The sequence below is a fragment of the uncultured Slackia sp. genome (assembly GCF_944321625.1).
In the GTDB taxonomy this organism is placed as follows: domain Bacteria; phylum Actinomycetota; class Coriobacteriia; order Coriobacteriales; family Eggerthellaceae; genus Slackia.
Genome location: NZ_CALUMA010000017.1, coordinates 1 through 22539, shown reverse-complemented (window position 1 = coordinate 22539; position 22539 = coordinate 1). Strand labels below are relative to the sequence as shown.

Below are 22539 nucleotides of genomic sequence, written 5' to 3'. Positions count from 1 at the left end.
GCGCTCGGCATCGCGGGCCTTGGCAATCGCATCCGCCAGTTCGGCACAGGGCGTCTCCATCGACGCCGCCTGGTCGTGAAGCACGTCGAGCTCGCGCAGACGCGAAGTCCAGCGAACCACCGTCCGCAGATTGCGCTGCATCGCCTTGGCCTGACTCCGCTTCATAAACGGCTCGGCGAATGCCACCAGGCTGCGCATCGTGCGAATGGACACGCGGAATTTATGCATGGTTTCGGGGTCTTGCGGATTCTCGAAGAACGCCAGCAGGCGCGCGTTCACCGTATCGTAGGCCCGTGCGAGGACGCCTTCCATGGCGGCAAGCGTGGCCCATCTGCTGGCCTTGGGGCCTTGGACGAACCACAGAAGCCGCGCACTCGGCCTAGTCGACCTCGCCGCCCCACGCTCAACGCGCAGCGCCACCGTCGCGCCCGTGAAAATAGGCAGCCTCACACCCGACAGGCGCGCCGCCACATCGTCAATGAAGGGATTGTGCCCCACGGCAATCACGCAGGATGCTTCGCTTGCCTCGAATTCGCCCAAGAACGCCTCGGCATCCTGATTCAGCAAGCACTCGTGCGCCTCGGGCTCGGGCGCGTCCAGGATACGTGCGACGATCTGCGCGGTCTGCATCGTGCGCAGCGCGGGGCTCGACCACACCTCGATTCCCCCGGATGCCACCCCCTCGTCAATCAGTGACAACGCGGAAGGCAGGCGCGCTTCCATGGAGAGCTCGCCGCCGCCCGAAAGGGGCCGCAATGCATCGTCTTCCTTCCACGTCTCGCGCGGTAGGGCTTTTCCGTGTCGAATGAGGATCAGCGTCTTGGCCATGGCGCACCTCCTGGTTCCTTTTCGCGGCAGCATGCCGCTTGATTGGCGAGGCAACCGGGCGCTGCAGGCACAAAGGGCCGCTGATCGCGCCGGGATGCGCTCGCCTGTTTCCTCTGGAACGATTGTACCCCGTAACAGGCCCGATGAGGCCGGGCCGTTACCCTATTGATGCGCGCTGCCGCCCGGTGGCAAATTGAAGCGCGAACCCTCCCCTTCGTTCCACGCGAGCGCCATGCCGATGCACGCAACAGCTGAACTACCCGTCGCTTCTCCGGCCTCGAATCGAAGCCACGCTCAGCCTCTCATCCGAGAGCGCCAATCCGGCAATGGTGAGCACGATGCCCGCAGCCATGGCAAGCGTAATGGGCTCGCCCAGAATCGCGGCAGAAGCCGCAGCCGTGATGACGGGAACCAGGTAGATGTAGATGCTCGTTTTGGCCGCGCCCAGACGTGACACCGCGATGCCCCAGGTGGCAAAGCATCCCGCAGAGGCGGCAAGGCCCAAAAACAACAGGTTGGCGGCATCGAGCGGATCGGCCAGCCGGCTCACGTCGGGCTGCGCACCCATTAGCGGCAGAAGCGGGATCATGAACAAGATGCCCCATACGAATGTGCGCTTCGTGGAAGCGATGGTCTCATAACCCAAATCGGAGATGCGCTTTACCAGCGTCGAATACAGCGACCACATGAGAGCCGCGCCCAGCGCGAGCACGACGCCCGGGATGCTGAACGTCGCACTTCCGCCGCCCAGACACACCAGCGCAACACCGGCAAGCGCTACGATCAAGCCCGCCACGAACCTGGCGCTTATCCTCTCGCGGCCCAGCGCGAACGCAATCGCCGTGGTGGAAAGTGGCGACACTGCCACGAGCACGCCCACCACCGATGCATTGGCGAAGGTAAGCGCGACGTTTTCCATCAGGTAATACAGCGTCACGCCGGTGATGCCCGCTGCGATGAACAGCCACTCATGCGAGCGTTTCTGCAGACGCAGGATGTGCGGGCGCAGGATGCACAGGGCGACAAGGCCGATGGTAAAGCGCCCGAACAACACTTCGATAGGCGCGAAATCCTCCAGCAGAACCTTGGTGGATACGAACGTAAAACCCCACACGAACACCGTGAACAGCGCAAACGCATGCGCCCCGCCCAATGCGCCGCGCGCAGATGATGCGCCCGATTCCGCCATGTCCGTCTTGCTCGCCGACCTCAAAGCCCGTTGCCTTTCTTCTGCTTGTTGAGTTTTCCGCGCCCGAATTATTTCGTAGAACGCATGATACCCGTCGCGCCGCCCTTGCGCTATCATGCGCGCATGGACGATTTCGAAAGAAAATGGGAACTCATTCGCGAGCAGCTACGCATCCAGGCGACGGGCGAAACCCCGCCGCGCATTTCCAGCGGCCGCACGCTCTTCGGCATCAGAAGCGAGGTCGAAGAGAAGATGGACGCCATCGCCCGCGAAATGGAAGAAAAGCAGCGCGCCAAACGCCTTACGCGCAAAGATAACGAGCAGAGCGAGTGAGCCCGACGAGGAATCCCGTCATTTTGACGCCAATCAGACGCCAAAACTTGGTTTTTAGCGTCAAAATGACGGGATTCCTCTGCCGCCTACCATGTCATATAATCCGTGGCCGAAGTACTCATATCTGGCATTGCCATGGAGGAAGAGCCATGAAGAACATCCTGATGATAGCCACGGGCGGCACCATCGCTTCGGCGGAGGAAGGCAACGGCCTGGCACCCGCCCTCACTGGCGAGCAGCTGGCGGGCTATGTGCCCGAGATCGCAAAGGTGTGCAATCTGGACATCATCCAGCTCATGAACATCGACAGCACCAACATGCGTCCGCGCGACTGGCTGCGCATGGCCGCCTGCGTTGAGGAGCATTACGACGCCTACGACGGGTTCGTCATCCTCCACGGCACCGACACCATGGCCTACACCGCGGCGGCGCTCTCGTACCTGGTGCAGGATAGCCCCAAGCCCATCGTACTCACCGGATCGCAGCGCCCGATGGCCAACCCCTTCACCGATGCCAAGCTCAACCTGTTCCAGAGCGTGCTCTATGCCGCAAGCGATACCGCCCACGACGTGGCGGTGGTGTTCGGCGGCGAAGTCATCGCCGGCACGCGCGCCCGCAAGCAGCGCACCATGAGCGCGAACGCGTTCATCAGCGTGAACTTCCCCACCTTGGCGATGGTGCGCGGCGAGCGCATCGTACGCGCAGGAACAGCGCCTGCCGCACCAGCCGGCCCCGTGTTCTACCATGCGCTCAATGAGCGCGTCATCGTGCTCAAGCTCACGCCCGAAATGCACCCGTCCATCTTCGAACTTCTGGCGCGCGATTATGACGCCGTCATCCTGGAGACGTTCGGCATCGGAGGCATCCCCGAATACGAGGACGCCTCCTACGAGCGCGCGATTTTCGATTGGGTGGATTCAGGCCGCACGGTAGTGCTGACCACACAAGTGCCAGAAGAAGGACTTGATCTGGGAGTATACGAAGTCGGCCGCGCCTACGCCGACCACCCCGGCATCCTCAAGGGCGACGACATGACCACCGAGGCGCTGGTGGCAAAAACCATGTGGGCGCTCGGCCAGACGCGCGATGCGAGCGAGCTGCGCGAGCTGTTCTACCGCCCCATCAACCACGACCGCCTGCCTATGTAGCAAGGGATCCCCCTCAGACCGAGGCGCGTCACGCTATCTCTGCGCCAGCTCGGTCCACATGCTCATGGTCTGGAAGCGGTTCGTCATAAACTCGTCGCCGAAATACTGGGCGAAGAACTGCCCCGCCCCCGTGGTGATGGGCAGCCCCGCCTGACGATCGAACCAGAACGAGAAGCTCGCGAGCGTAACCACCACATCGAGCGCCAGAAACGCCACAAGAAACGCCGTGAGCCACACGCGGGCGTTGGGCGGAATGGCGGCAATTAAGCGCATCGCAAGCGGAAGCCCTACCTTGATCCATGCCATGCCGGCGATGCCCCACACGATGGCGATGCCGAGGCACGTGTACCCGCCGATATTGAACGGCTGGTCGATATAGCTCCACGCCACGATGCCGAAGGCGTTCTTCCAAAACCAGCCGGCTACCAGCTCGAACGCGCCGCCCACGAGCGCCGCCACCACAAACGACTCCCATGCCGGGCGCGCACGCAGCTTGTGCAGCGCCATGGTCATCAGCACGGCGCCCACGCCATAAATGGGCGAAAACGGCCCCCATACCAGTCCGGCGCGATTCTTCCACACCCCGTCGATGGGATAGCTGACCAGGGTTTCAACCACCAGCCCAATCACGCTGCAAACGACGAAGATCCAGAACAGGTTGAACAGCGTGACCGGATTCTCGCACGACTCCGCGCGCGAAGAATCGAGGGCGTCCTGCGCCGGCCCTGCCGCATGACGAGGGGAAGATGATATGTCAGAAATCGTCCGCATTCGTACATTATCCCACCGACGAATACGGCACCCGCGCCCCCGCGACAATCAGATTCCAATACGTTACCTTTGCTTGCGCCGCCCCTGACGCTGCGGCCCCTTGTGCGAGGCGGCTTTCCCCTTGCCGCCGCTTCTGCCCTTGCGCGATATCGCATCTCCGCGAACCGTATTCTGACTCGCCTTCGGCCCCTTCCCCTTGGAGGTGCCCCTACCGGACGAAGCGGATGAACCCTTGCCTTTACGCGGCCTAATCAGGCACTCGGGTCCAAAGCCCACCAGGTCCATGCGCCCCGCGCGGCGCAGCGCCTCAAGCACGAGGTCGTAGTTCTTGGGATTGCGATACTGGATGAGCGCACGCTGCATCGCCTTTTCATGCGAGCTCTTGGGCGTATATACCGGCTTCATGGTGCGCGGATCGACGCCCGTGTAATACATCGCCGTGCTCATGGTGGACGGCGTGGGGTAGAAATCCTGCACCTGCTCGGGCATGTACCCCAGATCGCGGCAGAACTCCGCGAGCGCCACGGCCTCTTTGAGCGTGGAGCCCGGATGCGAACTCATCAGGTACGGCACCACGTACTGCTTCTTGCCCGCCGCCTTCGTCGCGCGCTCGAACATCGTGCAGAACCTCTCGTACACCGCGTTCTCGGGCTTCCCCATCACGCGCAGCACCGCATCCGACACGTGTTCGGGCGCCACGCGCAGCTGCCCGCTCACGTGATGCTCGGCAAGCTCGCGCACGAATTCTTCGCCATGCTCGCAATCGGCAAGCACGTAGTCGAATCGGATGCCGCTGCGCACGAACACCTTCTTCACGCCCGGCAGTGTACGAAGCGAGCGAAGCACGTCCAGATAGTCGGAATGGTCGGCCTCAAGCTGGCGACACGGCTGCGGAAACAGGCAGCTTTTGTGCTTGCAAGCACCGTGCTTGAGCTGCTTGGCGCACGCCGGCGCACGGAAGTTGGCCGTCGGACCTCCCACGTCGTTGATATAGCCCTTGAAATCGGGCTGGGCACACATCTCGCGTGCCTCTTCCACCAGCGATTCCTTGCTGCGCGACGTGACGATGCGCCCCTGATGGAACGTGAGCGCGCAGAACGAGCACTCGCCGAAACACCCGCGGTTCGACGAGAGGCTGAACTTGACCTCCTTGATGGCGGGCACGCCGCCGTCCTTCTCGTAGACGGGGTGATAGGTGCGCGCATACGGCAGCCGATACACCGCGTCAAGCTCCTCGCGCGAAAGCGGCTTGGCGGGCGGGTTCTGCACCACGAACACGCCATGGGGATACTCCTCCACCAGGCGCTTACCCGTGAACGGATCCGAATTCTCGTATTGCACGTTGAAGCTTCTCGCGTACGCGAGCTTATCCGCCTGCAACTCCTCGAACGGCGGCAGAATCACGGCATCCTCAACGCCCTCGAGCGAGCGCGTGCGGTATACCGTGCCCTCAACGTAGGTGATGTCGCTCACCGCGATTCCGGCCGCCAGCGCGTCGGCGATTTGCACGATGGAGCGCTCCCCCATGCCGTAGCTCACGATGTCGGCGCCGGAGTCCATGAGGATAGAGCGTTTGAGCTTGTCAGACCAGTAGTCGTAGTGAGCGAGGCGGCGCAGGCTGGCTTCGATGCCGCCCAGAATGATGGGCGTGTGCTTATAGGTGCGTCTGATGAGATTGCCATACACCGCGGCAGCATGGTTGGGCCGTGCGCCCGCACGTCCGCCGGGAGAATACGCGTCGGTCGAGCGGGGCAGCTTGTTCACGGTGTAGTGGTTCACCATGGAGTCCATGTTGCCGGCCGACACGAGGAACCCCAGGCGCGGCTCGCCGAACACGCACACGCTCGCTGGGTCGCGCCAGTCGGGCTGCGCGATAACACCCACGCGATAGCCTGCCGCCTCCAGCACGCGCGTGATGATGGCCATGCCGAACGACGGATGGTCCACGTACGCATCGCCCGACACGTAGACGAAATCCACGGCATCCCAGCCGCGCTCACGCGCCTCATCAGCGGATAGGGGAAGAAACGTCCCGTTCATGCGCAATACTCCAATCCTGCAAACGCGCCGCAGTCGCAAGGCCGGCCGCGAGGGATGCGTTTTGGCACCCTCCGCATGGCGCGCCCGCGAACATCTTCGCCATTCGCAAAAAGGCCACCGCACGCAAGGCGCACGATGGCCGAATGAACATGATGGCAAGCCGGAAGGATGCACCCTTCCGCCGCCCCTTTCAGCAGCAATGCCCGATTACGCAGCCTGGCCATCCTGGGACTGGCCGCCGTCGGACGACTGCGCGTCGCCCTGAGCCTGATCGCCATTCTGAGCCTGACCATCCGCCTGGGCATCACCCTGCTGACCGCCCGTCGCGTTTTGGATGCTCTGGGCCGCCTGGCCGCCCTGCGCATTCTGGTCGGACTGGCCGCCGCCCGCGATCTGGGCAACCATGGAATCGGCCTTAGAGAGGTGGTCGATACCGCTCTGGTAGGTTTCTTGAACCTCCTCAAGGGCCGCCTTGTCGAACGTCGCGGCATCCGCATCGGCCGTCGCATCGCCCTGCTCCGCGGCATCCGCGCCGCTCGCGCTGTTGGCGACCGAGGAATACAGCTCGATGTACTGGTCGAGCGCCTTGCTCAAATCGACCACGCCAGCCTTGTACTCCTCATGAACCTCCTTGAGGGCATCAGGAGCCGTGAGGTCGGAAATCTTGCCCAACGTCTCCGAGGCGTCGCCGGCCGCGATGCGCATGGCGGCAAGATCGCCCTGGCTGGCAGCCTGGCTGAACGTAGCCAGATCCTCGGAGGCCTCGTTGCTGATGCGGTTCACGCTGGACATGTACTCGCGGTTCAGCTGGGCGGCGTCAACCTGCTGCTGAGCAGTGCCGCACGAAGCGAGCAAAGATGCCGCAAAGCAAGCCGCGCATGCCAGCACGGCGATTTTAGACACGATCTTGAAGGTTCGCATGCAATGCCTTTCCTTTGCGCGCCGCGCAAGCGATGCGAAACGCGCGTATAGCGTGCAGGAGGCAAACGCCACCCGCCGACGAACAATAAACCGACTTCGCACTATAGCAAACAAAGGACGGCACCTGGGGCGCCGTCCCGCATTTCCATATTGAAGTTGCCGATACGTTACGCGTCGTATCGAACGCCAATCCAAGGCTGCAGGCGTGCGCCCGAAGCACCCGGTTCGCCCTTGGAGCGATTCGCTAGCGGTCCCTCAGCCTTCCAATGATCTCGGCCACCTTCTTGGCGTCGTCCTCGGTGTAGCACATCACGAAAATGGTGTCGTCCCCGGCGAGCGTGCCCGCGATGCCCTTGAGGCGCGCCGCGTCGAGTGCCACGGCAACGCCGCTGGCGATGCCGGAGGGCGTGCGCACCACGAGGAAGTTGTTCACCACGTCGACCCCCTCGACGAGCTCGCCCACCATACGCTGGAGGCGCAGGTCCTCAGGAAGCACGTAGTACCCGTCGCGAGACTTGGCCAGCCCCATGCCGGCGATGTCGCGCGAGACCGTCGCCTGCGTGCAGTCGTACCCCTCCTCACGCAGCTGGTCCACCAAGTCACGCTGCGTCTTGATTCCGCCGCGTCGGATGATGTCGCGAATCACATCATGGCGCACAGCACGCTTCGTCATGCTTTCCTCCTCTATCAAGCCCTCAGCCGTCGCGCGGCTCAAGCACTGTTTCAGTTTCTTGCTGTTTCCGGCAAACCCCGCCCTGCGCGGCGCGCCCATCGCGTCCGCCAAAGAGGAATTCGCCCTGTTCACAAAGAAATGTCTAACGTTTGAAAGGATACACTTTGATGCATGAATCATCAATTGTATCCGCGAAATAATGCAGAATAGCCTGATTTGCCATCGGGGTATTCATTTTGCCGAACGCGTACAAGACGCGGTTGAGGCAAAGGGTCCGTCACTTCGGCGCAGGAGCTCCGCCCCCGTCGGGGCAACGAACCGCCCACGCGTGCAGCAGCGTTTTTCAACGAGAAAGCGACGGCTTGGTGAATGCGCATTGTCTCGCCTCGACGACGCGAGGCAATGCGCTACCATGTCGCACAAAACGAATCGCGAGAGAGGCGACCCATGGATACGTTCTCTGACCAACCCGCCCGCGCGCGGAACAAAGCAATCATCCGATCGATTCTCGAAAACGGGTGCTCCGGCACCTCCAAACGTCTGGGCATCGAACTCGAGCACATCCTGGTGGATAACACCGGCGATCCCCTGTCATACAGCCAACCCGACGGCGTGCGCGACGTGCTCGAAGCGCTTGCGGCGCGCTATCCGCAGACCACCGTGCACGACGGCGACCTTTTGGGCGTGGCACGCCCCGGTATGAGCGTGACCATCGAGCCCGCAGCCCAGCTGGAGCTTTCCGCAGGACCGTTCGGCTCCATCGACGAAGCGAACCGCGTGTTCAACGAGTTCGAATCAGACGTGCATGCGGCGCTCGCACCCGTCGACGGCCGCGCCCTCACCATCGGATACGACCCGGTGAACCGCGCCGCCGACAAGGAGCTCATCCCCAAGGCGCGCTACGACTACATGAATACGTATCTCTCCTCCATTTCGCCCTGGGGCCCGCGCATGATGCGCGGCAGCGCCTCCACGCAGATTTCCATCGACTACCAGAGCGAAGAGGATTGCGTGCGCAAAGCGCGCGTGGCATGTGTGCTTGCTCCCCTGTTCGCACTTATGTGCGACAACGCCCCCTACTTTGAAGGCGCTCGCCGCCCGCATCCGATGATGCGCACTGAAATCTGGCGCTACTGCGACCCCGACCGCTGCAACACCGTGCCCGGCATGCTCGACGAAGGATTCGGATTCGACGCGTACGCCGACTACATCCTGGACGTGCCCGCCATCGTGGTGCTCGACGAGCAGGGCGAGGCGCGCTACGACACCCGCACCTTCGGCGAAATCTACGCGCACACGCCCATGACCCGCGCCGAGGCCGAACACGCGCTTTCCATGGTGTTCCCCGACGTGCGCCTTAAGACCTACGTGGAAATCCGCCCCGCCGACGCCATGCCCATTCCCTATGTCATGGCATATGCGGCGCTCATCAAAGGCCTGTTCTACTGCGAGGATTCTCTCGACGCGCTCGCGGCGTCGTGCGCGGGCATTCGCGAAGGCGACGTGGAGGACGCGAAGACCGCCCTTATGAAGCGGGGCTATCGCGCGTTCGTGTACGACCGCGATGCGGGCGAGATGTGCGAGGAGCTTGTGGAGCTGGCTCGCCGCGGGCTTCTCCAGATTGCCCCGCACGAAAAGGACTACCTCAAGCCCCTAGCCGAACTCGTGCGCAACCGCACGACACTTGCCGACCTGGCGCTGAGGTAGTGCTTCGGTAAAACTTCACCCCCGCACGAAAAAGGGGCGTCGCGAGCCAATCGCGACGCCCCTTTAACATTCCCGCCTCTGAGATCGCAAAATCTTTGAGACACCGGGCAAAACAGCGAGCGGCGGCCCGGTGTCCCAGGTAGCTCCGCCGCATGGCCAGTAAACAGGCCGGTGGCCTGTTTAGTCCCATTCTTGTGCGACCGAGAGGGAGCGCGCCGCGGTGCGGCGCAGCACGCGCCGAGGCATGCACAAGGGGCTAGATGGGGCGCCCGGCCGCCGCGCAGCGTCGCAGCGCCCCATCGAGCAGTTCCGGCGTTCGGCAGAACGCCGGAACAATCTACGCGGTGATGATGGTGCCCGTCTCGCCGCGCAGGCCGGCGGCGGCGCACTCGAGCGAGGTGATCAGCGCCTTGCCGTCGGGGCGGGCGGCCACGTACTCCAGGCACGCCTCCACCTTGGGGAGCATGGAGCCGGGGGCGAACTGGCCCTCGGCGATGTAGGCGCGGGCCTGCTCGGCGTCCATGACGTCGATGTCCTTCTGGTCCGGCTTGCCGAAGTTCACGGCCACCTTCTCCACCGCGGTCAGTATCACCAGCATGTCGGCGTCGAAGGTCGCGGCCATCATGGCGGCGGAGCGGTCCTTGTCGATGACGGCGGGCACGCCGGCGTAGGCGTCGTTGGCCTCGAAGACCGGCACGCCGCCGCCGCCCGTGCACACCACCACGTAGCCCGCGTCGAACAGGTCGCGAATCGCGTCGGACTCCACGATGCGGCGGGGCTTCGGGGAGGCCACGACCTGCCTCCAGCCGCGGCCGGCGTCCTCCTTGTAGGTCCAGCCGGTCTCGGCCGCCTTGGCCTTCGCCTCCTCCTCGGTGAGGAACGCGCCCACGGGCTTGGTGGGGTTCTCGAAGGCGGGGTCGTCGGGGTAGACCACGGTCTGGGTCACCACGTTGGCCGTGGAGCGCATGATGTCGCGGCGACGCATCTCGTTGAGGATGGCCTGGGAGAGCTGGTAGCCGATGTAGCCCTGGCTCATGGCGCCCGCCTCGGGGAAGGGCATCTCGAGGGCGTTGCCGTCGTTGGCGCTCGCGTAGGCGAAGGCGTTGTTGATCATGCCGACCTGGGGGCCGTTGCCGTGGGTCACGATGACGTTGATGCCCTCGGCCACCATGTCGACGATGTGGCGGGCGGTGTTCTTCACCAGCTCCAGCTGCTCCTGCGGCGTGTTGCCCAGCGCGTTGCCGCCGAGCGCGATGACCACGGACTTGCCGGATCCTTTCTGATAAGGCATGTTAGCTCCTTTTCCTATGCCTCACGGCAATCCTTGACTTCAACTTCCTGATTGACCAGCTTGAACAGCTTGTCCTTCTGGCCAGTCAGGAAATACACGATGTTGCGGGTAGAAAACACCTCAAGATCACGCAGCGAAGAAGATGAATAGAACGCGGAATGAGGCGTAATGATCACGTTGTCGCGGCCGACAAGCGGATGGTTCGCCAGGTCGGGAGTTTCGTCATAGAGCACGTCGGCTCCGAACGAGCGAATCTGACCCGAATCCAGCGCTTCGATCAGGGCGGGCTCGTCCACGCACAGGCCGCGACCCAGATTGATAACGATGGGCTTCTTCTTCATCTTGGCGAACTTCTCAGCATCGAAGTAGTGGTAGTTCGTCTCATTGAGGTTCATATGATTGACGATGATATCGGCCTCGGCCAGCAGAGTGTCCACGTCCGCCTCTTCAACGCCGTTTTCGGCGAACAGGTTCTTGTCAATGAAGGGATCGTTGGCGATGATGCGGCCCACGATGCCCTTTGCCTTGCGCGCGGTGCACTTGCCGATCTTGCCAAAACCGATGATGCCCAGCGTCTGATCCTCGATGCGCGGAAGCTCGGGGGCAGCGGCGTAATCCCACTTGTGCTCGACTTCGATTTGCCGCTGATAGAACTTAAAGCTCTTGTTCAGCGCAAACATATAGGCAATGGCGGCCTCCGACACGTCCCACGTGCAGTACTCGCCCACCGGGCACACGCCGATGTTGCGCTTAGTGGCCTCTTCCATGTCAACGTTGTCATATCCGGTTGCGTTGATGGCGATGACCTTCAGCTTGGGAGCATGCTCCATGGCCTCTTTGTCAATCTTGGTGAAGGCAGTAAGCAGGGCGTCGGCATCCTTCAGATGCTCATAGAACTCCTCACGATTCTCGTCGGTGTAGGCGTACACCTCGATCTCGATGTCCTCGCCCAAGCCTTCTTTGAGCGTTTGGGTCTCAAGTTCGTGATCGGGCATCATGGAATCGATGTAGTCGCTAATGAGGATTTTCATAGGGATTCCCTCCTAACAAGAACGGGGAATGGATAACCCGCCACGTTGGGCGGTGCGCGGCTTTTGAGAGGCAGATTGTTTCAAAAGACGCGTAGCGCCCAACGCTTCAAACACAGAGACGCACGAACAGCCGCACAACAGCGAACGAAAGCTCGCACTTCAGATGCGACCTCGCGCCCGCACCAAAAACAGCGAGCGGCGGCCCGGTGCTCCAGATAGCCCCGCCGCATGGCCAAGTGTGCTTCGCACACGCAGAGCCATACACAAGGGGCTAGATGGTGCGCCCGGCCGCCGCGCAACGGCGCGAGCGCCTTCGCAACGTCTCCTAGGGAAGAAGCGCCGGCCGGGCAGGCCGGCGCAACGAAACTAGTAGCGCTCGATCGGCTGGGTGAGGCAGTGGGGGCCGCCACCCGCATGCAGAATCTGATCCAGAGGCACGTCGATGACTTCGATACCCAGAGCACGCATCTTGTCGTTGATGTGCTTGTTCTTCTCGATGGCAACGACCTTGTTGTTGCCGATGCACTGCACGTTGCAGCCGTGCTTGTACATGTCCTCGCTGGCCACGGGGATCAGCTCGAACTTGCGGCGCTTCAGCATCTGCAGGAAGTTGTAGGGCAGCTGGTCGATGCAGGCCAGGGCAACCTGAGGAGCAACGATGTTGAAGATCATGTCCAGATGCAGGTTGTCGGGCGGGCAGGGAGCGCCAACCACGGTGTAGCCGTACTTCTCAAGCTGATGACGGAGGCTGGCAACGCCCTGCTCGTCGGTGCGGTCGACCATACCCCAAACCAGGGTGTGCTCGTCGATCATCCAGAAGTCGCCGCCCTCCATGCAGCCGGCGTTGACGCGAGCGACGATGGGCACGCCCATCTCCTTCAGCTTGGCCTCGTAGGTAGCGGCCTCAACCTGGCGGACGGGATGACGGAAGTGGCCGATCACGGCGCCTTCCTTAATCATGCAGCCGTAGTCGCGCGCGAAGGTCATGACCTGGTACTCGGGGTTGGCCTCAACCTCGACGACTTCGATGCCGTTGTCCTTGTAGGCGTCAACGAGCATCTGCCATTCCTTGACCATGACGTCGTTCTTCTCGGTGTCGCCCTTCTTCATCCACTCTGCGGTGATGACGTTGATGCCGTTGAACGTGTAGTACGCCGGCGAGCACATCATGACCTTGTGCAGGGGGCTGGTAGCGTCGACTACGTATACCTTCTCTTCTTCAGCCATGTTTGAGTCCTTTCACTCGAGTTTGGCCAGGGTATGGAGTGTGCGGTGCTCCGCACGGGTTCCTAAAAGATGCTAACAACAAAACCTTGCAGGTAGCAATTGGTCCACCTCGCAGGTCGCCGAAGTGTCAGCGAGGGCGAATCTGGCGAGTCGGATAGCCCCGACAGGCGCAGGGAGCGTGCTTTGCACGTGACCGGAGCTCGGAGGGAGCTAGCCGGCCGCCAGATTCGACCGCAGCGGCGGCTCGTTCGCCGTTCGGAAGAACGGCGAAACCGCTAGATCAGTACGAGCACTGACAGGAAGACGCAGCAAACCAAGAACAGGATGCCTACCATCGGGGCGACTTGCTTGACCCAATCGCCATAGCTCATGTGAGCGGCGGAGGTGCAGGTCATAACCACGATAGAGCACGGGGTGATCATCTTGGCGAGGCCGAGCGCCATCAGGTAGATGATGACCATGATGTACACGTCCACGTTGGCGAAGGTGGCCAGCGTGCCCATGATGCCCATGGTGGCGGCGGCGAGGCCGGTGGAGCTGGGAATCAGGCAGGCGATCAGGAAGTAGCACACCAGAGCCACCACGACGAACGCCACGGGAGGCAGCGACGCCAGGGCGCCCTCGCAGGCATGCAGGATGGACGGGGTGATCTGGCCGTTGTCCATAACGACCTGGATGCCTCGAGCCAGCGGCACGACGAACGCGGTGGAGACCAGGCCGGCAGCACCCTTGAGGATGGTGTCGATGATCTCGTCGGCGTTGTAGCGCATGACTACGCCGATGAGGATGACCATGATCAAGGTGATCATAGACAGCTCGGGGAAGTACCAGTTGCCGAACGCGGTCATGTCGGTACCGAGGATGTTGCGGATGATGGGCGTGGCGGCAACCCAGGCTACGAAGTCATCGAAGAACGTCCAGTCGGGGTTGAGCGACGTCCACGGGGTCAGGCCGATGATCATGAACACGAAGGTGAGGATGAACAGGGCCAAAGCACCCTTCTGGCGACCGGTCAGGGACAGGTCCTCGTCGTCGGCGGCGGGGAACTCTTTGAGGTCCTGCTCGCGACGGAAGAACTGGAGGGACTTCTCGGGATGCTTCTTCACCCTGTTGGCATAGCGGCAAATGAGCAGAATCGCCAGGGCGTCGAAGAGCACGAACATGACGAGACGCTCGAGCATACCCTCACCGGGAGAGATGCCGGCGATGCCGGAGGCGATGCCCGTTGCGAACGGGTTGACAACCGAGGAGATGCAGCCCACCTGAGTGCCCAGAACAACGATCAGGATGGCGGTCACGGTGTCAAGGCCGAGCGCCAGGATGACCGGAACGAACATCAGGAAGTACACGATGCCTTCCTCATAAGCGCCTTCCAAGGTGCCGAAGAACGACATGATGATCACGAGGATGGCGATCAGAACGTCCATGTTGTTCTTGTTCGCGTTGGTGATGCGCTTGATGGCGATCTTGAGGGCGTTCGTCTTGTCCATCATCTCAAGCAAGCTGCCGAACAGCAGGATGGTGAGGGAGATGGCGATTGCGCCGTCAACGGTGTCGGATCCAAGCATGCCCGTGACAGGCGCCATGAAGATATCCCACAGACCCTGCGGGTTGGATTCGACTACATGGTAGGTGCCGGCAATGGCGTCGCCCTCTTCGGTGAGGTCATACGCGCCGCCCGGAACGAACCAGGTAAGGAGTGCGATGATGCCGATGATCACGAACAGGATCACGTAGGTGTTCGGCATCTGGAACTTTTTCTTTTCTTTCTTCTTTTCAGTCTTCGCTTCCACTTGCTCTGCCATGGAAGCCCCCTTCTCTGCGTGGGCCCTAAGCCCGATTTATAGGATGGAGGCGCACACCAGGACTGGGCGCGCAAGGACGCGGCATTCCCAAGATTCGAAGGGTGCAAGAGCCTTGGGACCCCTTATGCCATCAGTTTCGGCGCCCTCGCGCGCCCTTTCTCAGAAGTGCGCGAGTCGCGTGGAGAGGGCCCGCTCGGCGGGGCCGAGGCGCGATCCAGCAGCACGCCCGGCCCGCTTCGCGGCATCCCTTTCGCTACACGCGGGGGATGTAGAGGTTGCCCAGGGTGGCGGCCATGATGGCCTTGATGGTGTGCATGCGGTTCTCCGCCTCCTCGAAGCAGACGGAGTGCTCGCTGTAGATCACGTCGTCGGTGCACTCCATGGCCTCGATGCCGTGCTCCTCCTTGATCTTGGCGGCGTACTCGGTCTCGGCGTTGTGGAAGGCCGGCAGGCAGTGCAGGAAGATCCAGTCGGGGTTCTTGATGTGGCTCACGAGCTCGGCGTTGACCTGGTAGGGGCTCATGAGGCGCACGCGCTCGGCGAACTGGGACTCCTCGCCCATGGCCGCCCACACGTTGGTGTACACGGCGTCGGCGCCGCGCACGGCGTCAACGGGGTCGTTGGTCACGCGGATGGTGGCGCCGGACTCGGCGGCGAACTTCTGCGCGAGCTCGACGATCGCCGGGTCGGGCTCGAGCTCGGCCGGGGTGGCGTTGACGTAGTTCACGCCCAGGATGGCGGAGGTGATCATGAGGGAGTTCTGCACGTTGTTACGGCCCTGGCCGCAGTAGGCCAGCGTGAGGCCCTCGAGCTTGCCGAAGTGCTCCTTGATGGTCATGAAGTCGGCCAGCATCTGGGTGGGGTGCTCGCGGTCGGTCAGGCCGTTCCACACGGGCACGCCGGAGTACTCGGCCAGCTGCTCGACATGCTCCTGCTTGAAGCCGCGGAACTCGATGCCGTCGAACATGGAGCCCAGGACCTTGGCGGTGTCCTTGACGGTCTCCTTCTTGCCGAGCTGGATGTCGCCCTTGCCCAGGTACTCGGGATGGGCGCCCAGGTCGATGCAGGCGGTGGTGAAGGCGGCGCGGGTGCGCGTGGAGGTCTTCTCGAAGAGCAGGGCGATGTTCTTGCCCTCGAGGTAGTGGTGCGGGATGTTGCGCTTCTTGAGATCCTTCAGGTGCTCGGCGAAGCCGATCAGCCACATCAGCTCGTCCTTGGTGTAGTCACGCGTGGAGAGAAGGTGGCGACCCTGAAATACCGATTCCGTCATGCGTTGCTCCTTTCGTCTGGATTATCCCGTCCTTATCCCCGACGGCATTGCCTTGAAACGAAAGGCAACCCCTCCTGGCAGGTAAGGCGTGCTTTAAACGCTTCTCCCGAAGCGATATAGCCAACCTTGTGTGCGCTTCATGCGCTCGCCAATAGGAAGTGTTCATGTGGTGCCGCTTTGCGCGGCGGATGCGCGTTCTTGCGCGCATTTCATTGGGGCTCGTACCCAACGCCGCATAGTTTAGACCCCTGGTTTCATCCAGCCTATGGATAGCCGGACAAATCGATTCGGCATGTTTTGTACGCATTTACAAAGCCTATCGCGCACCCTGCGTTTCATAAGGCGTTTCGATGATTGGGCGCCCTGAAATGACCCGTAAAAATTATGCGGTGGTGACGTATGTTTTTCGAAAAAGAGGCTCTGAACAGGACTTTAGCGAAGTAGAGCGGCAGCGTGCTGAAGCGGCGAGCGGCATCGCACCGCCTGCTAACGCGCATACGAAAACGTTGCAGTCCGCATGAAAAACCCTTGGAGCTTGGCCGCGAAGACGCGTGCGCGAACCTTATGAAACGAGGTCCGTTCCCCGCTTCTCACGCCCTAAAAACACCAGCGTCAAAAACACCATCAACTCGCGGTCGCTCACCTCGGGCATGCCCATAAGCGCCTTGATTTTGCGCAAGCGGTAACGCACGGTGTTGGGATGTTGGAATAGTTCGTCTGCGGCAACCTTAATGTCGCCCAACGAGTTCACGAACGCCTCCGCCGTCGCCTCGAGCTCGGAATCGTTCGCGGAGTCGTAATCGCGCAGGCGCGAGAGATATGTGGCGCTCGTGCGCACAAAGAGGCGGTCCTGCTTGGCGGCGAGCGTGAACGCATCCGACTGTGCATCGAACCACTCGAGCGACGCCACTCCCCTCTCGCGCGCCAGTTCGAGCAGGGCAAGCGCCTGGCGTACCGTCAGATCGCCGTCGGTCAGCGGGACCTCATCGCCAAAACCGCATGAGAGCGGCCCGATAGAGGCCACCAAATCCTTGATTGCCGCCTTGGAGTTCGCCCCCACCACGTGCGCGTCGTAGGACACGAACAGCAGCAGCACGCCGTGGTAGCGGCACGCGAACGCCGAATCGACATCGGAATGCGAGTTCACGAACTCGGGCAGCGCCTGACGAAGCGCCCCCAACGCGGCATGGAGCGAGAAATCATCAGCGCCCTTCCCCTCCATCGCCGTAGGCGCGATGGCTACACAGCGCACAGACGAGCCCGATGCGCCCGCGATGTCGTACATGGCTTTGCGCACCGCTTTAGGCTCACGCCCCGAGAGCAGGTCGTCGATGGCTTCGCTCTTGTTGGATTCTTGCTCGTCGCGGCGAATCAGGTCGAGCGCCTGGTAGGCAACCATCTCGTGATAGGCGCCATCATATATATAGACGGGAACGCCAAACTCCTCGCTCGCCTTGCGCGCGCGGTCGGTGATGGGCGGGTTGTACACGGTCTTGATGGCGATCGCCGAAACCCCGCGCGCCATCATGGCGATGAGGGCCGTATCGGCCTCGTTGGAATCGCCGTTGGCGAAGCCCAGGTTGGTCACGATGAACTCGCCGGGCACGTACACGTTGTAGCCATCGTATTCAGGGGAAACGTCCATGATGCCCACGTTATGCACCGGCCGCGAGCCCGCATGAGGAATGGGCGCCAGCAGGCGAATGCGGCTGAATGCAGGCAAGGCGATGATGTCGGCGACGGTGATCATGGATGGCATCCTTTCCCACAGAAGAACATGGGTGGGATTGTACCATCCTCCAGTGCGCACGGCGCCTTGGTGCTGGAGGAAGCCACAACTCGAAGCGATGTATTGACACCCTATTTATAGACCTCTCCAATAAGTTCATCCTCGCGGTGTTATAATCAACGGGTCCAGCAAACTGATCCATGCACGTGTCGCATGTTAGAAAAGTCATGCGGATATTTGCGTGCTCGCATTCGGAAGCTGGGTTCGCTCCCTCTCCTTGGGTTTCATTCGGCTTCCACATGCGATACTCCTGAAAGGAGAGGCAATGGAAGGCCTGGCATCTCTTTCAACCATCGACTTTGTGATCATCGCGCTGTACTTCATCGTGATCATCGCAGTCGGATTCCTCGGCGCAAAATTCGCCAAGACCAAGGAAGATTACCTGGTAGCAGGCAGGCGACTGTCGTTCCCGTTATTCTTTGGTTGCATGGCCGCAATGGCGCTTGGCGGAGGATCGACGGTCGGCAGCGCCGAATTGGGCTACAACTTTGGCTTTGGCGGCATCTGGCTTAACCTAAGTATCGGCATTGGCCTGATTCTTGCTGGATTTCTTGTCACTAGTAAATTATCGAAATTGCGCGCGCTGAGCGTTAATGAGGTTGTAGAAAAAAGCTACGGTCCTCTCGCGCGTATTTTTAGTTCCGTTTTGACGCTCATCTATACACTTGCCCTGAGTGTTACGCAGGTTCTCGCTATCGGCACCGTTATCCACGGAGTTTTGGGAGTGGACCCCACTCTTTCCATGGTTGCGGGCGGCGGCATCGTCATTGTTTACACGTTCGTCGGCGGTATGTGGTCAGTCACCATGACCGACATCGTGCAGTTCGTGGTTAAAACCATCGGCGTCGTCATCTTGGCACCTATTTTCTGCATTGCCGCGGCGGGTGGATGGGACGCCCTCGTAAGTGCGGTTCCGCAGGGATACATGGATCCCACCAATATGGGCTTCGACCGCAGCTTCGCTTACGTCGTGCTCTATGTGCCCGGTCTCATCATCGGCCAGGACATCTGGCAGCGCATCTTTACCGCGAAAAGTGAGAAAGTAGCCAAAAGCGGCACTATTCTGGCGGGCATCTATTCCATCCTTTACGCCTTTGCAACCGTCATTATCGGCATGAGCGTTTTTGCCTTGCTGCCCAACTTGTCCAACACCGGCGATGCCTTTGTAATTGGCGTGGCAACGTTCCTCCCCGAAGGAGTACGCGGCATTATTTTGGCGGCCGCGATGGCAGCTGCCATGTCGGTATCGAGCGGCACCATCCTTGCCTCCTCTACCGTTCTCTACAATGACGTGTATGTGCGATTCATTAATAACAAGCCTACCAAGATGCACGAAGTCAACGTTACTCGCGTATGCGCTCTCATCATCGGTGTTATCGTCATGGTATGCGCCCTGTGGATTAACGACGTTCTCGCCGGTATCGACATTAGTTACGGCTACCTGTCTGGCGCCGTGTTCGTGCCCCTGGTGGCGAGCTTCATCCTCAAGCGCTTCAGCCCCAAGGCAGGCCTGGTTTCGTTGGCAGTCGGTGGCATTGTAGTCACCGTTTGCTTCATCACCCTTGGAACATCCAGTTCCATTCCTACGGTTGCGGGCATGCTCAGCGGCCTTGTTTCCTATGCTCTAGTCAATGCCATCGACAAGAAGAATCGCATCAATTCTCCGCTCGATGACGAAGAGCTCGAAAAGCAGCTCGCCGAGATGGAAGCAGCCGACGTCGAAGCCAAATAGCTGACGCGAAAGCCGCGCAAGCGCGCTTTGGCAAACACCTCGACATCAACGACTGAGGACCCCGCACAACGCGGGGTCCTCGTATTTTCTTCCGTCTGGCTTAGCCATTCATTCCAGCAAGACTTACTTATGAGAGCAGCGCGTCGAAACACCCTGCCACAGCAAGCAACGCCTTTTCGGCGGGCGATCCCAGGTTGATCGAGAATCCGTCGTAGTCATGACGACCCGTGCCCTTTTTGAATAAGCCTTTTGACTTGAGGTCATCGAATGCCGCCGCAATCCGCTCAGGCAAATCGACGCCGATATCCATAGAGTCATGCCCAGGCAGAATTCGCCCCACTCCCTCAAGCGCCGCAATTCTGCGCACCGATTCTTCGTATTGACCCAAATCGCAAGTATGGAATTGTGCGTAAAGACACGCTCCGTATATGAGGTCGCCGCTGAAGAGATAGCCGCGTTCAGGTTCGAAATAGCAAACGCCGCCAGGAGAATGACCGGGCGTATGGATGGCTTCCAGGGTTCGATTCCCTACCTTGATCCGATCGCCGTCGTGAAGTACGCGTTTTGGCTCGGCGATGTACGCTTCATAGGCGTCTAGGTCGAACCCTTCGGGAAGCTCCGCATTTTCCTCGGTGGCAACCATGCGCAACACTCGTTTAGAGAGCGGGAGCGGTGGGTGGCGCAAATCGCGCTCGGCCTCATGGACGGCGAAATCGGGATAGTCGCGCAAACCGCCGATATGATCCCAGTGAGTATGCGTGAGCAAGACTCGCACCGGACCCGACGTGAGCGACTCTACAAGAGGCTTGATAGAGAAGAACCCGAGACCGGTATCGATAAGCACGTTATCGAACGTCCCATCCGGATTGATTCCTCGCAATAGATAAAAGTGCGAACATTCAGGATGATGGGGCTCGCTGATCACCCACGTATCATCGTCGATAGAGCTTACGATATACCAGTCGTCATAACCCACGGATGCCCACCTTTTCGCATGTAACGTCAGCATCGACATCATACCCCGTCAAGCACCACAATGAGCCTCTCACTGTTGCCCCCAAGCACACACAAGCTATCGCTGAGAACTATCGCCACATACGAAAAAGGTGCGTCACGCAATAATACGCAACGCACCTCAGTAATGCCGTGCACGTAGTTGTGAGTAAACGCTACACTTCGTTCACCAGCTTGAACACCTTATCTTTTTGACCGGTAAGGAAATATACGATGTTCTGGGAAGATATGCGCTCAAGCGTCTCGATCGCCGTAGTCGAATACCACGTGGTATGAGGAGTGACGATTACGTTCGGGCGATCAAGCAGAGGGTGGTTCTCGAGAACCGGCGGATCGCCGTAAAGAACATCCGCGCCAAAAGCGCGAACCGTACCGCTTTCAAGCGCCTCGATGAGCGCATCCTCATCGACGTGCTGGCCGCGTCCAAGATTAATCAGAATGGGATGACGCTCCATCATCGAGAACGCGCGCGCATCGAAATAATGATAGTTCTCGTCGGTTAGGTTCATGTGATTGACGATGATATCGGACTCACGGAACAACTCCTCAGGCTCAACAGGAATCACGCCTGCCGCATCATAGTCTTCCTGAGTGCAGTGGGGGTCGCGCACAACAAGTATGCGCTTCACCAGTCCCTTTGCCTTGCGCGCGGTGCATTTGCCAATCTTGCCGAAGCCAGCGATGCCAAGCGTCTGATCCTCTATGCGCGGCGTGATGGGGGCGGCGAGATAATCCCATTTACGGTTGCGTTCCAAATCGTACATGTACGCTTTCATGTTCTTGTTCAGAGCATACATGTACGCAATTGCGCCTTCGGAAACATCCCAAGTGCAATACTCACCCACCGGGCAAACGCCGATTCCGCGCGCAGTAGCGGCATTCAAATCTACGAGGTTATAGCCCGTTGAGTTGATGGAGATGACCTTGAGCTTCGGAGCGTGACTCATGAGCGCTTCATCACACGTGAGAAAGCCGGTGAGAAGGGCATCGGCATCTTTGACCGCATCGTAGAGCACCTCTTTGGGCATGTCCTCGGTGTAGGCCAGCACATCCACCTGCAAGTCGTCTCCCAATCCCGCCTTGAGCGTCGCCGTCTCAAGTTCATGATCCGGCATGAGCATTTCGGGATGATCGCTGATGAGAACTTTCATGCTGCATCTCCTTTCTAGCAAAAGTGCCGACAGCACTGCCGGCACTTTAATGGCTAAGCGGTAATAACCGTGCCCGTCTCGCCGCGCAGGCCGGCGGCCGCGCACTCGAGCGAGGTGATGAGGGCCCTGCCCTGCGGGCGCGCCTCGACGTACTCCAGGCAGGCCTCCACCTTGGGCAGCATCGACCCGGGGGCGAACTGGCCCTCCTCGATGTAGTCGCGGGCCTGCTCGGCGTCCATGACGTCGATGTCCTTCTGGTCCGGCTTGCCGAAGTTCACGGCCACCTTCTCCACCGCGGTCAGTATCACCAGCATGTCGGCGTCGAAGGTCGCGGCCATCATCGCCGCGGAGCGGTCCTTGTCGATGACGGCGGGCACGCCCGTGTAGGCGTCGTTCGCCTCGAAGACGGGGACCCCGCCGCCGCCCGTGCACACGACCACGTAGCCCGCGTCGAACAGGTCGCGGATCGCGTCGGACTCGACGATGCGGCGGGGCTTGGGGGAGGCGACCACCTGGCGCCAGCCGCGGCCCGCGTCCTCCTTGTAGGTCCAGCCGGTCTCGGCCGCCTTGGCCTTCGCCTCCTCCTCGGTGAGGAACGCGCCCACGGGCTTGGTGGGGT

General features: G+C 60.8%; 19 protein-coding genes and 1 pseudogene. 5 read left to right on the top strand and 15 right to left on the bottom strand.

The window, feature by feature from the left end; genetic code table 11:
• Together Q0J60_RS01510 and Q0J60_RS01505 are read right to left on the bottom strand one after the other, a co-directional pair.
• The coding region (locus Q0J60_RS01510) for a CHAD domain-containing protein (RefSeq protein ID WP_294438433.1) at positions 1-828 on the bottom strand (828 nt) is incomplete at its 3' end.
• A gap of 256 nt (positions 829-1084) precedes the next feature.
• Complete coding sequence (locus Q0J60_RS01505; protein WP_294438432.1) at positions 1085-2041, bottom strand: DMT family transporter; 957 nt, start codon at positions 2039-2041, stop codon at positions 1085-1087.
• 99 nt (positions 2042-2140) lie between these two features.
• Here Q0J60_RS01505 and Q0J60_RS01500 point away from each other — a divergent pair, with 99 nt between their 5' ends.
• Positions 2141-2350 carry a hypothetical protein gene (locus Q0J60_RS01500; RefSeq protein ID WP_294438431.1) on the top strand — a complete coding sequence of 70 codons (210 nt, stop codon included), beginning with the start codon at positions 2141-2143 and terminating at the stop codon, positions 2348-2350.
• A 149-nt stretch (positions 2351-2499) separates the two neighbouring features.
• Positions 2500-3498 (top strand): asparaginase, encoded by a 999-nt coding sequence (locus Q0J60_RS01495; protein WP_294438430.1) that lies wholly within the window; start codon positions 2500-2502, stop codon positions 3496-3498.
• A gap of 33 nt (positions 3499-3531) precedes the next feature.
• Here the strand turns inward: Q0J60_RS01495 and Q0J60_RS01490 are convergent, their stop codons facing one another.
• The 4 genes from Q0J60_RS01490 to Q0J60_RS01475 form a co-directional block, all read right to left on the bottom strand.
• Positions 3532-4269 carry a putative ABC transporter permease gene (locus Q0J60_RS01490; RefSeq protein WP_294438429.1) on the bottom strand — a complete coding sequence of 246 codons (738 nt, stop codon included), beginning with the start codon at positions 4267-4269 and terminating at the stop codon, positions 3532-3534.
• Between the two features lie 63 nt (positions 4270-4332).
• Positions 4333-6309 carry a YgiQ family radical SAM protein gene (locus tag Q0J60_RS01485; protein WP_294438428.1) on the bottom strand — a complete coding sequence of 659 codons (1977 nt, stop codon included), beginning with the start codon at positions 6307-6309 and terminating at the stop codon, positions 4333-4335.
• Between the two features lie 207 nt (positions 6310-6516).
• A complete protein-coding gene (locus Q0J60_RS01480; protein ID WP_294438427.1) occupies positions 6517-7230 on the bottom strand; it encodes a hypothetical protein in 714 nt (237 codons plus the stop codon).
• Between the two features lie 244 nt (positions 7231-7474).
• Positions 7475-7903, bottom strand: a complete 429-nt coding sequence (locus Q0J60_RS01475) for an arginine repressor (protein WP_294438426.1) — start codon at positions 7901-7903, stop codon at positions 7475-7477.
• Positions 7904-8350: 447 nt separating this feature from the next.
• On the opposite strand from Q0J60_RS01475, the gene Q0J60_RS01470 reads away from it, so the two are divergent.
• Positions 8351-9610: a glutamate-cysteine ligase family protein gene (locus Q0J60_RS01470; protein WP_294438425.1), complete on the top strand. Its 1260-nt coding sequence runs from the start codon at positions 8351-8353 to the stop codon at positions 9608-9610.
• Between the two features lie 337 nt (positions 9611-9947).
• On the opposite strand, the gene arcC is transcribed toward Q0J60_RS01470, so the two are convergent.
• The 5 genes from arcC to argF all read right to left on the bottom strand — a co-directional run bounded on the left by arcC (position 9948) and on the right by argF (position 16234).
• The gene (gene arcC, locus Q0J60_RS01465; RefSeq protein WP_294438424.1) at positions 9948-10901 is read right to left on the bottom strand and encodes a carbamate kinase; all 954 of its coding nucleotides are present in this window, start codon (positions 10899-10901) and stop codon (positions 9948-9950) included.
• 14 nt (positions 10902-10915) lie between these two features.
• Complete coding sequence (locus Q0J60_RS01460) at positions 10916-11932, bottom strand: NAD(P)-dependent oxidoreductase (protein ID WP_294438423.1); 1017 nt, start codon at positions 11930-11932, stop codon at positions 10916-10918.
• Positions 11933-12298: 366 nt separating this feature from the next.
• The gene (locus Q0J60_RS01455) at positions 12299-13159 is read right to left on the bottom strand and encodes a dimethylarginine dimethylaminohydrolase family protein (protein ID WP_294438422.1); all 861 of its coding nucleotides are present in this window, start codon (positions 13157-13159) and stop codon (positions 12299-12301) included.
• 275 nt (positions 13160-13434) lie between these two features.
• Positions 13435-14964 (bottom strand): YfcC family protein, encoded by a 1530-nt coding sequence (locus Q0J60_RS01450; RefSeq protein ID WP_294438421.1) that lies wholly within the window; start codon positions 14962-14964, stop codon positions 13435-13437.
• A 253-nt stretch (positions 14965-15217) separates the two neighbouring features.
• Positions 15218-16234 carry an ornithine carbamoyltransferase gene (argF, locus tag Q0J60_RS01445; RefSeq protein ID WP_294438420.1) on the bottom strand — a complete coding sequence of 339 codons (1017 nt, stop codon included), beginning with the start codon at positions 16232-16234 and terminating at the stop codon, positions 15218-15220.
• 350 nt (positions 16235-16584) lie between these two features.
• Between argF and Q0J60_RS01440 the strand changes: the two genes are divergently transcribed.
• A complete protein-coding gene (locus Q0J60_RS01440; RefSeq protein ID WP_294438419.1) occupies positions 16585-16755 on the top strand; it encodes a hypothetical protein in 171 nt (56 codons plus the stop codon).
• A 41-nt stretch (positions 16756-16796) separates the two neighbouring features.
• Here Q0J60_RS01440 and Q0J60_RS01435 read toward each other — a convergent pair whose 3' ends face one another.
• The gene (locus Q0J60_RS01435) at positions 16797-17984 is read right to left on the bottom strand and encodes a helix-turn-helix domain-containing protein (RefSeq protein WP_294438418.1); all 1188 of its coding nucleotides are present in this window, start codon (positions 17982-17984) and stop codon (positions 16797-16799) included.
• A gap of 304 nt (positions 17985-18288) precedes the next feature.
• Here Q0J60_RS01435 and Q0J60_RS01430 point away from each other — a divergent pair, with 304 nt between their 5' ends.
• Positions 18289-19755 (top strand): sodium:solute symporter, encoded by a 1467-nt coding sequence (locus tag Q0J60_RS01430; RefSeq protein ID WP_294438417.1) that lies wholly within the window; start codon positions 18289-18291, stop codon positions 19753-19755.
• 127 nt (positions 19756-19882) lie between these two features.
• Here the strand turns inward: Q0J60_RS01430 and Q0J60_RS01425 are convergent, their stop codons facing one another.
• From Q0J60_RS01425 to Q0J60_RS01415, 3 genes and pseudogenes are all read right to left on the bottom strand, one after another.
• Positions 19883-20731, bottom strand: a complete 849-nt coding sequence (locus tag Q0J60_RS01425; RefSeq protein ID WP_294438416.1) for an MBL fold metallo-hydrolase — start codon at positions 20729-20731, stop codon at positions 19883-19885.
• A gap of 193 nt (positions 20732-20924) precedes the next feature.
• Complete coding sequence (locus Q0J60_RS01420; protein ID WP_294438415.1) at positions 20925-21920, bottom strand: NAD(P)-dependent oxidoreductase; 996 nt, start codon at positions 21918-21920, stop codon at positions 20925-20927.
• 53 nt (positions 21921-21973) lie between these two features.
• Positions 21974-22539: pseudogene (locus Q0J60_RS01415) on the bottom strand (carbamate kinase); the annotation flags it as partial.

Coding starts and splice junctions, on each gene's coding strand:
- Q0J60_RS01500 (WP_294438431.1), top strand. CDS start 2,141: ATGGACGATTTCGAAAGAAAATGGGAACTCATTCGCGAGCAGCTACGC.
- Q0J60_RS01495 (WP_294438430.1), top strand. CDS start 2,500: ATGAAGAACATCCTGATGATAGCCACGGGCGGCACCATCGCTTCGGCG.
- Q0J60_RS01490 (WP_294438429.1), bottom strand. CDS start 4,269: ATGCGGACGATTTCTGACATATCATCTTCCCCTCGTCATGCGGCAGGG.
- Q0J60_RS01485 (WP_294438428.1), bottom strand. CDS start 6,309: ATGAACGGGACGTTTCTTCCCCTATCCGCTGATGAGGCGCGTGAGCGC.
- Q0J60_RS01480 (WP_294438427.1), bottom strand. CDS start 7,230: ATGCGAACCTTCAAGATCGTGTCTAAAATCGCCGTGCTGGCATGCGCG.
- Q0J60_RS01475 (WP_294438426.1), bottom strand. CDS start 7,903: ATGACGAAGCGTGCTGTGCGCCATGATGTGATTCGCGACATCATCCGA.
- Q0J60_RS01470 (WP_294438425.1), top strand. CDS start 8,351: ATGGATACGTTCTCTGACCAACCCGCCCGCGCGCGGAACAAAGCAATC.
- arcC (WP_294438424.1), bottom strand. CDS start 10,901: ATGCCTTATCAGAAAGGATCCGGCAAGTCCGTGGTCATCGCGCTCGGC.
- Q0J60_RS01460 (WP_294438423.1), bottom strand. CDS start 11,932: ATGAAAATCCTCATTAGCGACTACATCGATTCCATGATGCCCGATCAC.
- Q0J60_RS01455 (WP_294438422.1), bottom strand. CDS start 13,159: ATGGCTGAAGAAGAGAAGGTATACGTAGTCGACGCTACCAGCCCCCTG.
- Q0J60_RS01450 (WP_294438421.1), bottom strand. CDS start 14,964: ATGGCAGAGCAAGTGGAAGCGAAGACTGAAAAGAAGAAAGAAAAGAAA.
- argF (WP_294438420.1), bottom strand. CDS start 16,234: ATGACGGAATCGGTATTTCAGGGTCGCCACCTTCTCTCCACGCGTGAC.
- Q0J60_RS01440 (WP_294438419.1), top strand. CDS start 16,585: ATGATTGGGCGCCCTGAAATGACCCGTAAAAATTATGCGGTGGTGACG.
- Q0J60_RS01435 (WP_294438418.1), bottom strand. CDS start 17,984: ATGATCACCGTCGCCGACATCATCGCCTTGCCTGCATTCAGCCGCATT.
- Q0J60_RS01430 (WP_294438417.1), top strand. CDS start 18,289: ATGGAAGGCCTGGCATCTCTTTCAACCATCGACTTTGTGATCATCGCG.
- Q0J60_RS01420 (WP_294438415.1), bottom strand. CDS start 21,920: ATGAAAGTTCTCATCAGCGATCATCCCGAAATGCTCATGCCGGATCAT.